Raw genomic sequence first — 13,937 nt, forward strand, 5'->3', positions numbered from 1 at the left:
CGGGCGGTTGGAAACCGCGTCTACACAAACGATGTCCGCCTCCGCGGACGAAGAAATATCGAATTTGAGATAAATGTGCGATGGCTTACGCCCCGCTACGCTACGACTCTTCAACCCGCGGAGGCGGGTTTTGTCTGTGTAGACGCGGTTTCAACCGCCGGGGTTTTTGGGTTGATGGCCGATGGGATTTTTGGGTTGATGGGCGATCGAATTTGAGAGAAATGTGCGATGGGATTTGATATCATTCCGGCACAGCCAGAATTGATATGACATAAGCTCTGCCTCAAGATCGCCCCAAACCGCAATAATTCTTTACAATAAAATAGTAAATATGATTATTCACTTAAATAAATCCCTTGAAAATGCCTGTAAACCAACTTTCTCCAACCACCGCCTCCACGGAAACACCGACACTCGACTTTGACATAGCCATCGTCGGAGGTGGCATAGTCGGGGCCACTTTAGCCAGCGCCTTAAAAGATTCCGGCTTAAAAATCGCTATAATTGAAACCCAACTCCCCGCCGCCGCAGCAGCCAAAAAACAAGCTTATGCAATCACCCTGCTATCAGGAATGATCTTAGAAGGTATCGGCGTGTGGCAGCAAATCTTGCCGCAAATCACCACCTTCGAGCAAATTAGCCTCTGCGACGGCGACTATCCGGGCGTCGTCGAATTCCACCGCCCGGATTTGGGAAATACTGGCAAATTGCCCGTACCAAAAACAGCTTTAGGTTACGTTGGCGAGCACGGAGTCATGCTGTCAGCTTTGCAAGAATGTTTGGCAAAAAACCCGAATTTTAGTTGGGTTTGTCCGGCGGAAGTAGTCGAGGTAAAATATTTAACTAATTGCGCTGAAATAGAAGTCAAACAAAACGGCGAAACCCGCACAATTCGCACCAAATTATTAGTCGCCGCCGACGGTTCGCGATCGCGCATCCGCACCGAAGCCAACATCAGCACTCGCGGCTGGAAATACTGGCAATCTTGCGTTGCTATCACTATTAAAGCAGAAAAACCGCACAACGATATCGCTTTTGAGCGCTTTTGGCCGAGCGGCCCGATGGGAGTTTTACCATTACCTGGGAACCGTTGTCAAGTAGTTTGGACAGCACCCCACGCGGAAGCAAAAGCTTTGCAACAAATGGATGAAACAGAGTTTTTGACTTTGTTGGAACAGCGCACGGGCGGGCTTTTGGGGCGTTTGGAATTGGAGAGCGATCGCTTTTTGTTTCCGGTGCAGTTAATGCAGAGCGATCGCTACGTTTTGCCCAGATTAGCACTAATTGGCGACGCGGCCCACTGCTGCCATCCCGTCGGCGGCCAGGGATTAAATATGGGCATTCGAGACGCAGGGGCGATCGCCCAAATCTTGCAGCAAGCGCACCAAAAAGGCGAAGACATCGGCGATTTGCGAGTATTGAAACGGTATCACAACTGGCGCAAAAAAGAGAATTTAATCGTATTAGGATTTACCGATTTTCTAGACAGATTATTTTCTAATACTTGGCTGCCAATTGTAGCATTTCGCCGCTTTGGATTGTGGTGTTTGCGGACAATTCCCCCAGTGAGGTTTTTAGCCTTACGCTTGATGACAGGCTTGATGGGGCGGCCGCCAGAATTAGCGCAAAATTAGGACTTACGCACGGGTGGTCAGAAACCGGGTTTTTGCGAGAATACTTCGTTAAAACCCATATAAACTGCCAAAAACCCGGTTTCTTTAGTATTTATGCGTAATTCCTATAGAAGTACAGTTTAACTATTAGCAAAATTCCCCGATGTCTAATCTGGAGAGTGTGAAATATTAAACCCGCTCAAAACGCGCCCCAATAAATGGAAGACTCGCCCTTGGAATTTGTCGCCGCTTTACTAATATTAGATTCTTGATTTTCAGGCTCGGTAGCGGTGACAAGCGATGGTAAAGACCTAATTCGCAACTCGTTTAGCAAACTGTGAATATTACATGGCTCCGCATCGATAATGCTGGCGAGGGGTAGCAAATTTTTAACGGCATATTCCCCAAGCCGAGCGTTAATACTTTCTGCTAAATACGATAGCATAATATATCTGCTAGCACTACTGATAATCTGAAAAATTTTATTGAATTCGTCAAAGTGTTGAGTACCCGGTATATCTGTGGCAATACAGGTTTCATCGCTCAAAAATAAATCTACATTAATTTGACTAGCCGCTGCAACTTGAGCTTTGGCCAACCAGATTAAATCTAAAATTGGTTCCGATTCGCACTCGTGAAAAATCAACCGCTTCAAACCCGATCGCAATTCTGCCGAATTTAAGGTATTTTGCCATTCTAGACACCAATCGCAGCTTTTGGTATTGCGGGCGACTTTTACTGTTTTCGGGCGTTCTCTAGCATCTTTCAACAAAGAAAGACAGCCAACCGATTTAGCAAATTTGACAGAAACTCTATCGTGCAGTATCCGGTTAGAGTCAATATAATCCTTGCGCCAATGCGCGTCGGGGATGAGAACTTTTTCCGCCAAACAAAGCGTGTTGTTAGCGGTAATAATCGGTATATTGTTAACTGTAACTCCTTGTAATAACTGTTGAGATTCCAGGCGATTTAGTACCTGAATCGCGCAGTTTTTATCCGCTTCATTTAAAGCATTATTGCCGTACTCTGCTGCTAGTTCGGCCAGGAAGTCTAAGTAGTCTTGTACAGTGGGCGATATCCTTTGTCCTAATAACTGATAAACTTCGCAATGAGAATTAGAACTAGGTATGGTTGTGCGTCGATTTCCGAAAAAACCAACATCATCTAAAAAAACGTGTTTGGGCTGCCAAAACTTACCCGTAGACTCATCCCACAGACATTGACGATGAGCAAAACGCTCTTGAATTTGCCGCTTTTTATCTGCCGAAATACCGCCTTTTACCAAAGTATCGTAAAAATACTTGTAAATCGCCTCGACTGATTGCAGTTGTGTATTTTGATTGTTGGATAATTTAATTTGAACTGTCATTTTCCCAAAGTTTTATGATAACATCAAAGTAGTCGATAACGGTATTTGGGTCTACAGGCTCAAAACCCAGTGCCTTTTTGATTTCTACCTTCAGTAAATCCCGCTGAGGACGTGCAAATATAAACTTTTGGCTGGCGACTAAAGGAGCATCTTGAATGAAACACAAGTCTTTAGCGCGGTACAATCTAGGTTCAGGTTTTGCAGCACCGAAATATTGGCTTAACTTTTGAGGATTTCCCTCGACAGGAAGCCAAGGTTTATCTACAAGTGCTTCTGGTAGTGTCTTGTTGCTGTTGGCAAGTCTGATATTTTTGATCGCATCCCAGTTGTCAACGATGTAATTAAAAATAGCAATGCAGCTATCGGCTACAGCCTCTGCACCCGATCGATTGGCCCTTTGAATGAGATTGTCAACGCAGGCTAAAATGTCATCAGCATCGGGATTTTGCCTCATTCCTAACTCTGAGAAAAATTTCAGCCAAATTTCAGAATTCTGCGAGTAAAATTCCATGTCTGGAATCACTGCTACATTCCCGATAATGTTTCGGACTACCTCACTAAAAGGATTATAAATCAATTGGGCAGCTCTCAATCTCCTGTCACTACAGCGTACCAGACGTGCCTTTTTAAGCTCTTCCTGGAATCCGAAAGCATTCTCTCCTGCATTTTCTAACTCTTTGCTAGCTTTAGTCAAGTTATCCCTAATCCAAGTTAGTGCGATTAACTGTTCTTCTGGGGAAAAGGAGGCATACTCTGGCAACAAACAGTCACGAATTAGTCGGGCGCGGTTGAGTATTGGTACTTGCAAAAGTTGGAAAAGTGGCAGCCATTCTCGTTTTTGTCCTAAGCGTAAAAGGCGCAAACTACCTGCAATTTCTGGCGGTTCATATCCGTCGCCCGGAAGGTAGACATTTTCACTGTAGAGGTCAACTATTTCGCCGGAAGTTGTTGGATAAATTGGCAGTTGGCGCAGCTTCTTTTTCCGGTTTTCATCGTAATTTATTTGCTCTCGACTTGCCAGGAAATTCAGCAGATATGTATAATGCTTTTCGTTGTAAGGTGGCAAACCTCGATCGCACCGCGAATATACTATGTCTAGGATATCCGGGCCCGTGATACAATAGACTAACTGATTTTTGTGGCGATCGGCAAATTGTGCGATCGCACCCTCAAGTTTTGCCGGTGCTTTGACAAGTGTTGCCCCAAAATATTCTACCGCCGCAATTGTTTCCGCCTCAATTCGATCCCCGCGCAACAAAGGAGTGTCAGCAATTTTCGCTTTGTAAAGCTTGCCATTACTTCCCGGAACCAGTGGCACTTTTGTCAAGGCATCGACTGTTTCTTGCGACAGATGTCTCGGATTTATCTTGTAAAAATAATCATAAACTAGAGTCAACCATTCTGCATTAGGAGGATGCGTTGCATCGGGATTCCAATCAATTTCTGACGCAGTTGAATCCACCAACTTAACCAATTGCTTGGCTACTTCCGCAGCAGTCATGGCTGAGATGCCCTTTAGATTGTATGCAGGCAATAATTTAGTTAAATCTTGGTGGAGAAACCATTCGGGATAACTGACAAATATTTCCCTCTGCGCCTCATCTGCAATGTAGATAGTGCCGATCGCATTATACCCAAATACCTGCAAAGTATTGTCAGCCAGAATAGCAAGTGGCAAACCGCGCAAATCTTGACAATTGTCGCTGAGACAATATCGCAGCATATTCCCAATCCACTGCCGATTTCGCAGGCTTGCTTTCGGTGCATCCGACAGCGCAATCCCTAGGGATTTATTTTCGATTAAATGCTTTCGCAAGTTTGCAGCAGTGAAGGTTGGTAAAGGCAAACCTGCATCTTTAAAAGCTGTTAAAATCGAATCGGGCAATGGCGGATTTGGAAGATCGATATTATCGGCACACAGCGGTGCTAATAACTCGTCCCAACACTTTTTAGATGGTAAATTTTTGACTGTCGGAGGTGTCACCCATCTTGTCTGTGACATTACTGCTCCGGTAATTTTACCCTCATATACAATTTGTTTGACAGCCGATCGCACAACTGGTTTGTGGTACAATAACTGCATCACAAATCCCTGCAATTCTTCCAGAGCTTTGCTGGCAGTAATTTTGCTAATCGGCCAAATTTGGTAAAATTTATCTGATTCAAATACTCCGATATCTTGCACTAAATCGACAATTAAGTTAGCACAAGCATGAGACAAAACGTGGCGCGCTAGTAGCCCATTCCAAATAGCTCTAGGCTTATCTTTTCCCGTTTGTCCGCTGTCGCTACTGAGATTATCCCGCGAACTATTTAAGTTGAAAAAACCGTTGATGTGAACCTGCCAACCAGTTTCGAGAGGAAGCGGCAAAAAACAGTAAACTTTGCCCGAAACAGGCGCCAGATTTCCCTCTGTACTGGCAGCATTAATTCTAGCAGCCGCACCGGCCCAAGGCACGACTTTTTCTTGGCTTTGGTGCATTGCTTCTATGACTTTTGCCAATTCGCCGCCTTCGTCTGTGCGAATTAAACTGACTATTCTCCAAGTTGACTTGATAGTACGATCGCAACTAATCGTTTCTATCTCGTGGCGGTAAGAAACTGAGACTAAACCGTCATGATTGCGGTGGCACAATTCCAGCAACTTGTCGGGGTTATCGGGAATTGCATCAAGGATTTTTTGTCGCGCCGATCGGACTTCTTGCGGATTTTTGGTAACAATCGCTAGAATTTCTTGCCTAGTTCCTTGACTGTTTGCAGGAATTTCGTAGACTCTAATTTCCTGAACAGATTTCAAAAATAGCAAAAGTTCTTCACCCGACTGTCTCAGTTCGTCTAGGAGTTCCTTGACGTTTGATTCAGTAAAAGCTTGTTTGCGAATCTCGCTATTTTTTGCGCTTTCCGTTGTTCGCAGAGGCAGCCGAAATAGAGTACCTTGAAAGTTTGTATCTCCAACGGGCAATCCTCCCGCTGCATAGACTTGCATAAAATCGGGATATTTTTGGTACCATTTAGCCTCTGCCAAATTCCACTCGCGCCCAGGTTCTTGCCGAGAAGTGCCGGGAATAGCTGCACCGTGAGGGTCAAAAAAAATGATGCGATCGCGCGACACGAAACTGGGAAAATCTGTAACGTGATAAATTGCATTAAACCCAACACCAAACCTACCCGTTTTCTGCAAGTCTCGCGCTTTTTCGCTTTGTCCCAAGCTGCGAATGCTGTCAAAATCTTTGTCTGCAAACACGCTATCGTTGTAGACTAACATCGCCGGCCCCATTAGCAGTACCATGCGATCGTCCGGCAATGATTTGACGTGATGGTTCCGCCAATCAAGGGTTATTTCTACCCGCGCTGCTTTCGCATCGTCAGCATTTTGAATTAATTCTTTGAGAATCCCCACACCTTCGGGATAATCTCTGATAATTCCCCTCAATCGGGCGATTAAAGGTTCTGATTGATAGAAAGATTTTCCCTCAACTTCGCTGTTGCTGTAAGCCATAGATGTTCTGACTGCAGGAATTTTCAGGCGAGCGCGGGTGTTCGCTCTCTACCCATACTATAACTGATAAATTAGTTCATTCTTTGACCACATCCATCAACTCCTCAATCAAAACATCGAGAGTGCGAGCTATCTTTTGAATTGATGTGATATCAACCGTTGCTAGTCCTTCCGATCGAGCATAGTGCCTGACTGTGCTGTACGGAACCTCGGAGCGATCGGCAACATCCTTTAGTGTCCATCCTTTTTCGTCAGCCAACTCTCGGATTCGGAACCTAACTAACCCCATTCTACTTGACAAACGATAAGTATCTATCTTTTAAATTAAAACACAATTGTCGATCGACAGTTAAACAGTATTTTGTATCGTGCGGATCTGTCAGAAGTCCGCGCGTGCGAAGCTATCCCGTAGGGAATCGCACTTAAAGATATCTGATGAATCCGCACCCGATGGTACTCACCCACAAATCAAAGAAACCGGGTTTTTCACCAAATCTTCGCCTATAACCAAATATTCTCGCAAAAACCCGGTTTCTGACTACCCACCCATCAAAAATAAAACAACTGCCGACAGCCAAAACCGTCAACAGTTGTTTTATATATTCAATGCGGATGGCGAGACTCGAACTCGCAAGGACATAATGCCACACGCACCTCAAGCGTGCGCGTATACCAATTCCGCCACATCCGCTCTTTCTGGCAATCTCCGGGATTTTTGCGTTACGAGTTAAAGATTCACAGGTTGAGGTTCCTGACATTTAACTTGTGACTTGCCCTTTGACACCGCCGATTTACAATCATAGCACCACTACCAGCCAAATGTAAAATAAATTTTTGTGAACAATTTCTGCAAAACGATTATCCAGAACATACCGAAAGGCATTATTGTACAGAATATTGAGTGAATTAAGCAGCGAAGATGGGGTTCTCGAAAATTTTAATCGCTAATCGGGGAGAAATAGCTCTCCGCATATTGCGGACCTGCGAGGAAATGGGGATTGCCACGGTCGCCGTTCACTCCACCGTAGATAAACACGCCTTGCACGTCCAGTTGGCAGACGAAGCCGTTTGCATCGGCCCCCCCACCAGCAGCAAAAGCTATTTAAACATCCCCAACATCATCGCGGCCGCCCTGACGCGCAACGCCGCAGCCATTCACCCCGGTTACGGCTTCCTCGCCGAAAACGCCCGATTTGCCGAAATCTGCGCCGACCATCAAATTACCTTCATCGGCCCTTCTCCTGCGGCGATGCGGGCGATGGGTGACAAATCCACCGCCAAAGAAACGATGCAGCGGGTGAAAGTCCCCACTGTTCCCGGTAGCGAGGGATTGCTGGCCGACGATCGCGAAGCTTTGTCGATCGCCCGCGAGATCGGCTATCCTGTGATGATCAAAGCCACCGCCGGCGGTGGAGGCCGCGGGATGAGGCTAGTCAGAGAAGCATCCGAACTCCCCAAACTATTCTCAGCCGCCCAAGGCGAAGCCGATGCAGCCTTCGGCAACCCCGGACTTTACCTCGAAAAATTCATCGAAAAACCCCGGCATATCGAAATCCAAATCCTCGCCGACAACTACGGTAACGTCATCCACCTCGGCGAGAGAGATTGTTCGATTCAGCGCCGACACCAGAAACTCCTCGAAGAAGCCCCCAGCCCTGCCCTCAGCCAAAAACTGCGAGATCAAATGGGTCACGCCGCCATTGCCGCCGCCAAATCGATCAACTACACAGGTGCCGGCACAGTCGAATTTCTGCTTGACAAATCGGGCAAATTCTACTTCATGGAAATGAACACTCGCATCCAAGTAGAACATCCCGTCACCGAGATGATTACAGGCCTCGACTTGATAGCCGAACAAATCCGCATCGCCCAAGGAGAAAAACTGCAAATCAAGCAAAACCAAGTAGTTCTCAACGGCCACGCCATCGAGTGCCGCATCAACGCCGAAGACCCCGATCGCAATTTCCGGCCTCACCCCGGCATAATCAGCGGTTATTTGCCTCCCGGTGGCCCTGGCGTGCGGATGGACTCTCACGTTTACACCGATTACGAAATACCCGCTTACTACGATTCTTTAATCGGTAAAGTAATTGTATGGGGGCGCGATCGACCGACAGCCATCCGCAGGATGAAACGGGCATTGCGGGAATGTGCTATCACTGGCGTTCCTACCACCCTGGGCTTTCACCAAAAAATCCTCGATTCCCCCGAGTTTCTCAGCGGCGAAGTTTACACGAATTTCGTCGAACAGTTCTTGAACCAAAACAGTCATTAGTCAGTTGGCAGTTGGCAGTTGGCAGTGAACCGCCAACAGTCAACAGTCAACCGCCAACAGTCAACCGCCAACTTCTACATCATCATTGTCAGTAGCCCTTGCTGACCGAGAATCATTTCTCGCAGCAAGCTACAGATACCGACCCAAATAATCGGCGTAATGTCCACCCCGCCGATCGGCGGTACAATCTTTCTAGTTACGGCTAAAAAAGGTTCCGTCGGCCAAGCAATCAGACTCAACGGCAACTTGCTCAGGTTCACCTCGGGATACCAAGTCAGGACGATCCGAAAAATAAACAGCAAGGTCATCACGACTAGGACAGAGCCCAGAATCCAACTTGCAACGGTAATACCAGTCATGGGTCTTATCTCGAAATTTTAAGTTTTGTTAAGTCAGCCCTTCAGAATTTTAACCGTTTCACAGGTGCGATCGAAAGTATAAAATTAATAAAAATCAAATTGTTGTAACAAAGGCTTTGAATCTATGACTCCTTCTCTCGCGAACTTCTTGTACAGCCTGCTGGTGGGCGTGGTGGTAGTAGTGATTCCAGCAACGATCGCCCTGATATTCATCAGCCAAAAAGACAAAATCAAGCGCACCTAAAAAGTCAGCGGGTTTCTAAGTCCGGCGCTGCAAGTCAATTGTGGGCTACAAGTCGGGCATTTCCCCGATCCGAGAAACCTCGGCTGCCAGCAACTGTCAAGGCAAAACCTTCAGTTGACTGCCAAGCTGAGGTTTTTTCCCGTTAAACTCATTATTATACTCACTTACCAAGCTGAAACCCTGACCGGACGCTGCCCCAGAAAGCACAGTCGGGCTGACAGACTTAATGATAGATGTAAAATCTAACTCGCTAACATAGGAAAGACATAGGAGATAGGCTAATGGTCAATTTAGGATTGAACTGGAGCAGCCTGTTAGGGATTATCCTAGCAGTAGCAGGGGCAGGACTGTATTTTCTGCGATCGTGGCGTCCCAAACTAGCCCGAGACCACGATATTTTTTTTGCAGCAGTCGGCTTGCTGTGCGGCGGTATTCTGTTATTTCAGGGGTGGCGGCTTGACCCAATTCTGGCATTCGGTCAATTTCTGCTCACCGGTTCCGCCATATTTTTTGCAGCAGAAAGTATTAAGCTGCGAGGAGCGACCACAGCCCAAGCCAAAAGTCGCGCCCAATACGTAGATGAAGAGCGACCGGTCAGCAACGCCTACGGTTACGACGGCTACGATGCCGAAATGGAACAGCTAGAACCAGAGGAAGACTATCCGCCGCGTCCCCGCATCAGAGGCAGCCAAGACTACCGTTCCTCTCGGGAAGCCTACGACGACGAACCCCGCCGCCGCCCCTCGAATCGCAACGGCAGCGTTAACACCGGACGGCCCGACTCGCCCGATCGATCCTCGCGCAAACGTCCCTCTCGCCCAGAAGCCCCGCCTGCCCAAGAGTCGGACAACTGGGACGTTTCAGACAACCCCGAAGAAAGACCGACCCGCAGCCGCAGCAGTCGCCCCCCTGCTTCGGAAAACCGCAGTTCCGATACGCCGCCGAGAACCAAAAAACCCCGTCCTACGGAATCATCGAGGTCTCGCCCCAGCAACCGCGACGTGGAAGCACCGCCGTCAGATTACGTGGAGTATCGACCTGTAGAATACCCGGAAGACCAACCGGATAATTCCCCCAGTTTCGACAAATAGGCAAACACTAAGTAGATGGGTGAAACTAAACTTTTCTCGTACCCGCAGGCAAAAAAATAAGTTGCGTTTATTGATGCCCATCTACTTATTCTCAGATATTAGACTTATTGCTTAAAAAGACTGTAAATTGCGAGTGTGAAACCGCATAAAAACGCAGATATACACAAATAAAAGCTAATTTTTTTTAAAATTTATTTTGACAATCAAGCATCCAGGATACAAGCCCCCGGATTCATTCCGAAAGCAGACTCAGGACGGCTCAATAAAAAACCTGTATCCGATAAAGGAGTCCCCGAATTTATTCGTGGGGTCAATGCTTCAATTCTTTAATCTCAGGAAGGAAAATTCAATAACTTAGAATGCGTGATGGTTCTTGTGGGATGGGCGTCCCGCCCGTCCAGAAAGGGCGGGCTATAAGCCCAACCCTACTCCCCACTTTCAAGAGTGTAAATTATTTAATTCGCGATCCTAAAATCTAAAATCTAAAATCTAAAATCGATTGACATACCGAATCTGTGGAACTAATCGACAGCATAATAATCTAAAAATAAAATCCCAAATCTCAAATCAGCAAGATGCCATTACTCGAAATAGGAGATCCGGCTCCCTGGTTTTCCATTCCTTCTACAAATAACCCCTTATTTCATTTCCAGACTGTTGGCGGCCGGCGAGTCGTCCTGTTTTTCTTTGCCAGCGCAGCTTTTGAACAAATCCAAGTTATCCTCAAAAGCTTTCAAGAGCTTTCAGAAGAATTCCAAAGCTTGCAAGTACCGCAGTTCGGAGTGAGCGTTGACCCAGCAGACAAAGAACAAAACAGGCCAACCACAATTGCTCCATCATTCATCTTTTTCTGGGACTTGGATAAAAAAGTCAGCCAGCAGTACGGTGTTTTCCGAGATGTCGAAGAAAATGGAGTTGCCGGAGTTCACTATGCACCCCAAACTTTTGTACTCAACGAAAACCTTCAGGTAATTAATATTTTGCCGATGGGCGAACCGCACCAACACGCCCAGCAAGTATTAGATTTTCTCAAAACTTTGCCCCCAATTGAGGAAGCCCGAGCAGCCACTCGCCACGCTCCGGTGTTGGTAATTCCTAACGTTTTGGACAAAGCATCTTGCCGCAGTTTAATCGATATGTACAAAACTCACGGTGGCAGTCCTTCCGGCTTTATGAGGCAAATAGGCGGGAAAACAGTTGGTCTGCACGACGACACTTTCAAGAAGCGCCGAGATTTCTTTATTGAAGACCCGAAGTTACAGCAGCGATTGAGTGCGATTATTTGGCGCCGGGTGCGGCCGGAAGTAGAGAAAGCTTTTCAGTTTACAATTACCAGGTTTGAGCGGTATTTGGTGGGCTGTTACGATGCTGACAGCGGCGGTTATTTTCTGCCGCACCGCGACAACACTAGCAAAGCTACGGTGCACCGCAGGTTTGCGATGACGCTAAACTTGAATGTGGGAGAGTACACGGGGGGATTTTTACGGTTTCCCGAGTACGCGCCGCACGGTTATAAAGGGGATTGTGGCACGGCGATTATTTTTTCGTGTTCTTTGCTGCATGAAGCGACGCCGGTGATTAGCGGCCAGCGTTTTGCTTTGCTGTCTTTTTTCTACGGCAATGAGGATGCCGAGGTACGACAAGCTAATTTTAAGTATTTAGCTGCTGATTCAGATTCCCGAATTGGAGAACCGGCGTAAGGAATGTCACTACCGTGGTGCAAGTCCTAAAATAATTAGAGAAGGTAGTTAGCGGTTAGCCACAAAACCTAATTCCTAGCTACCGATCGCTAAATACTAAATCGATCCCCATGAATTTCAAACTTCTAAGTTTAGCAGTATCGGGAATTTTAACGGTTGGGGTTGCAGCCAGCGCCAGTGCGGTTGTTACCACATCCCCTGTGCGGCAATCAACAGATTTAACGGAATTTAACTCGGTGCATTCCCAGGGTGCGATCGCCCAAAATGTCGAAGAACAAACCAATATTCGAGTCTACGAAAAGGCTAGTCCGGCGGTTGTTACGGTTGATACAGATAAATCTAACGGCAGCGGCACAATTATCAGCCCCGACGGCATGGTGTTAACTAACGCCCACGTTGTTTCGGCAGGCGGTACCGTCAATATCATTTTGTCAGACGGCAGAAAACTTGTCGCCGATGTCATTGGATTCGGCGAAGAAGGTCTAGACTTAGCCGTGGTGAAGATTCGCGATCAAAACAATTTGCCCACCATTCCTTTAGCCCGTCCCGGTTCGGTGAAAGTCGGGCAACAAGCATTTGCGATCGGCAATCCCTTCGGTCAATTTCAAGGTACTTTTACAGTCGGAATCGTCAGTCGCATCGACCAGCAGCGGGGCTTAATTCAAACCGACGCCGCCATCAATCCCGGCAATTCAGGAGGCCCACTGCTCAACAGTTCAGGAGAATTAATCGGCGTCAATACTTCTATTTTTACTCGCGGCCGGGGCGGTGGCAATATCGGTATCGGTTTTGCAATTTCCGCAGACAAATTACCCGCTTTCCTGACAGCAGTGCGAGAAGGGCGGGCTCCCCGCGTGGCTCAAGCCCGATCGCCCTTTGGTGGCAACAAATCACCTCAAAAAGTTGCGTTAAACGGGCCCGCCGTCAGCGGCATCCTCACCGAGAAGTCTAGCGTTCTGCCCACCGACAACAGCTTTTTTGACCTCTACTCGTTTGAGGGAAAAGCGGGCCAGCAAATCACAATAGAAATGAAAAGTCAAGAAATTGACCCTTATTTAATTTTGCTCGGGCCCAACCAACGCGAAATCGCGCAAGACGATGACGGCGCAGGCAGGAAAGACGCCAGAATTACAGTCAGGCTGCCAGCAGACGGGACTTACACGTTAGTGGCAAATTCCTACCAAGCTAAGCAGTCAGGGGCTTATACGTTAGAACTGAAAGCGAGTGCTCCTACCGCGCCTTCTCGGGCGATTTTGCAAGAAGAAGGCGCTTTAGTCGCAGGCGGCCCAGTATTGCCGTCTGACAACAGTCTGTATCGAGAGTATACTTTTGAAGGTCGATCGGGTCAGTCTGTAGCCATTTCCCTCGAAAGTACAGATTTCGATCCCTATGTGGCTATCTTTGGCCCTAACGGCCGATTAGTGGCAGAAAATGACGATGGGAGCGATTCGACTAAAAATGCGTTTCTGACCGTTACTTTGCCCGCTACGGGTCGCTATCGCGTAATTGTCAATGCTTACGATGCTGCGGGCCGGGGTCGTTATACTCTAACAGTCCGGTGAAAATGGGGAAAAAGGTAATGGGTAATCGGGAATTGGTAATTGGTCGAATTATTCTGCTTCCTGCTTCCCTGCATCCATTAAATCTTGTACAGTGCTCGTTGCCGAACTTCCTTCTTCCATCCGTTAAATCTTGTACAGAATCGTTGCCGCACTTCCTTTGTCCCATCCGTTAAATCCGTTACAGAATCCGTTGCCGAACTTCCTTCTTCGTTGCAAATCGAGGTA

At 47.1% G+C, this 13,937-nt stretch carries 11 protein-coding genes and 1 tRNA gene; 6 read left to right on the top strand and 6 right to left on the bottom strand.

What is annotated here, in order from left to right; translation table 11 throughout:
* Nucleotides 1–150 precede the first annotated feature (150 nt).
* Nucleotides 151–273 carry a hypothetical protein gene (locus tag QUB10_RS00200; protein WP_333109292.1) on the bottom strand — a complete coding sequence of 41 codons (123 nt, stop codon included), beginning with the start codon at nt 271–273 and terminating at the stop codon, nt 151–153.
* A gap of 89 nt (nt 274–362) precedes the next feature.
* Between QUB10_RS00200 and QUB10_RS00205 the strand changes: the two genes are divergently transcribed.
* Nucleotides 363–1,634 (top strand): FAD-dependent hydroxylase, encoded by a 1,272-nt coding sequence (locus QUB10_RS00205; RefSeq protein ID WP_333198414.1) that lies wholly within the window; start codon nt 363–365, stop codon nt 1,632–1,634.
* A gap of 178 nt (nt 1,635–1,812) precedes the next feature.
* Here QUB10_RS00205 and QUB10_RS00210 read toward each other — a convergent pair whose 3' ends face one another.
* The 4 genes from QUB10_RS00210 to QUB10_RS00225 form a co-directional block, all read right to left on the bottom strand.
* On the bottom strand, nt 1,813–2,982 hold the full coding sequence (locus QUB10_RS00210) for a hypothetical protein (protein WP_333198416.1): 1,170 nt from the start codon (nt 2,980–2,982) through the stop codon (nt 1,813–1,815).
* Nucleotides 2,966–6,481, bottom strand: coding sequence for a sacsin N-terminal ATP-binding-like domain-containing protein (locus QUB10_RS00215; protein WP_333198418.1), 3,516 nt, complete (start codon nt 6,479–6,481; stop codon nt 2,966–2,968). The genes QUB10_RS00210 and QUB10_RS00215 overlap by 17 nt, the downstream gene beginning before the upstream one ends.
* A gap of 76 nt (nt 6,482–6,557) precedes the next feature.
* Nucleotides 6,558–6,770 carry a helix-turn-helix domain-containing protein gene (locus QUB10_RS00220; protein ID WP_332973393.1) on the bottom strand — a complete coding sequence of 71 codons (213 nt, stop codon included), beginning with the start codon at nt 6,768–6,770 and terminating at the stop codon, nt 6,558–6,560.
* 318 nt (nt 6,771–7,088) lie between these two features.
* Nucleotides 7,089–7,172 (bottom strand) — tRNA-Leu (locus tag QUB10_RS00225).
* Nucleotides 7,173–7,400: 228 nt separating this feature from the next.
* On the opposite strand from QUB10_RS00225, the gene accC reads away from it, so the two are divergent.
* A complete protein-coding gene (gene accC / locus QUB10_RS00230) occupies nt 7,401–8,756 on the top strand; it encodes an acetyl-CoA carboxylase biotin carboxylase subunit (RefSeq protein WP_333198420.1) in 1,356 nt (451 codons plus the stop codon).
* Nucleotides 8,757–8,830: 74 nt separating this feature from the next.
* Here accC and QUB10_RS00235 read toward each other — a convergent pair whose 3' ends face one another.
* Nucleotides 8,831–9,115 (bottom strand): YggT family protein, encoded by a 285-nt coding sequence (locus tag QUB10_RS00235; RefSeq protein WP_006634856.1) that lies wholly within the window; start codon nt 9,113–9,115, stop codon nt 8,831–8,833.
* A gap of 124 nt (nt 9,116–9,239) precedes the next feature.
* Here QUB10_RS00235 and psbX point away from each other — a divergent pair, with 124 nt between their 5' ends.
* From psbX to QUB10_RS00255, 4 genes are all read left to right on the top strand, one after another.
* Nucleotides 9,240–9,359: a photosystem II reaction center X protein gene (psbX, locus tag QUB10_RS00240; protein ID WP_190741405.1), complete on the top strand. Its 120-nt coding sequence runs from the start codon at nt 9,240–9,242 to the stop codon at nt 9,357–9,359.
* A gap of 281 nt (nt 9,360–9,640) precedes the next feature.
* Complete coding sequence (locus tag QUB10_RS00245; RefSeq protein WP_333198422.1) at nt 9,641–10,450, top strand: Ycf66 family protein; 810 nt, start codon at nt 9,641–9,643, stop codon at nt 10,448–10,450.
* Nucleotides 10,451–11,025: 575 nt separating this feature from the next.
* On the top strand, nt 11,026–12,150 hold the full coding sequence (locus QUB10_RS00250) for a redoxin domain-containing protein (RefSeq protein ID WP_333198424.1): 1,125 nt from the start codon (nt 11,026–11,028) through the stop codon (nt 12,148–12,150).
* A gap of 110 nt (nt 12,151–12,260) precedes the next feature.
* A complete protein-coding gene (locus QUB10_RS00255) occupies nt 12,261–13,712 on the top strand; it encodes a trypsin-like peptidase domain-containing protein (RefSeq protein ID WP_333198427.1) in 1,452 nt (483 codons plus the stop codon).
* Nucleotides 13,713–13,937: the final 225 nt, after the last annotated feature.

It is taken from the genome of Microcoleus sp. B5-D4 (assembly GCF_036705145.1).
Classification (GTDB): Bacteria; Cyanobacteriota; Cyanobacteriia; order Cyanobacteriales; family Microcoleaceae; genus Microcoleus.

Coding starts and splice junctions, on each gene's coding strand:
- QUB10_RS00200 (WP_333109292.1), bottom strand. CDS start 273: ATGTCATATCAATTCTGGCTGTGCCGGAATGATATCAAATCCCATCGC.
- QUB10_RS00205 (WP_333198414.1), top strand. CDS start 363: ATGCCTGTAAACCAACTTTCTCCAACCACCGCCTCCACGGAAACACCG.
- QUB10_RS00210 (WP_333198416.1), bottom strand. CDS start 2,982: ATGACAGTTCAAATTAAATTATCCAACAATCAAAATACACAACTGCAA.
- QUB10_RS00215 (WP_333198418.1), bottom strand. CDS start 6,481: ATGGCTTACAGCAACAGCGAAGTTGAGGGAAAATCTTTCTATCAATCA.
- QUB10_RS00220 (WP_332973393.1), bottom strand. CDS start 6,770: ATGGGGTTAGTTAGGTTCCGAATCCGAGAGTTGGCTGACGAAAAAGGA.
- accC (WP_333198420.1), top strand. CDS start 7,401: ATGGGGTTCTCGAAAATTTTAATCGCTAATCGGGGAGAAATAGCTCTC.
- QUB10_RS00235 (WP_006634856.1), bottom strand. CDS start 9,115: ATGACTGGTATTACCGTTGCAAGTTGGATTCTGGGCTCTGTCCTAGTC.
- psbX (WP_190741405.1), top strand. CDS start 9,240: ATGACTCCTTCTCTCGCGAACTTCTTGTACAGCCTGCTGGTGGGCGTG.
- QUB10_RS00245 (WP_333198422.1), top strand. CDS start 9,641: ATGGTCAATTTAGGATTGAACTGGAGCAGCCTGTTAGGGATTATCCTA.
- QUB10_RS00250 (WP_333198424.1), top strand. CDS start 11,026: ATGCCATTACTCGAAATAGGAGATCCGGCTCCCTGGTTTTCCATTCCT.
- QUB10_RS00255 (WP_333198427.1), top strand. CDS start 12,261: ATGAATTTCAAACTTCTAAGTTTAGCAGTATCGGGAATTTTAACGGTT.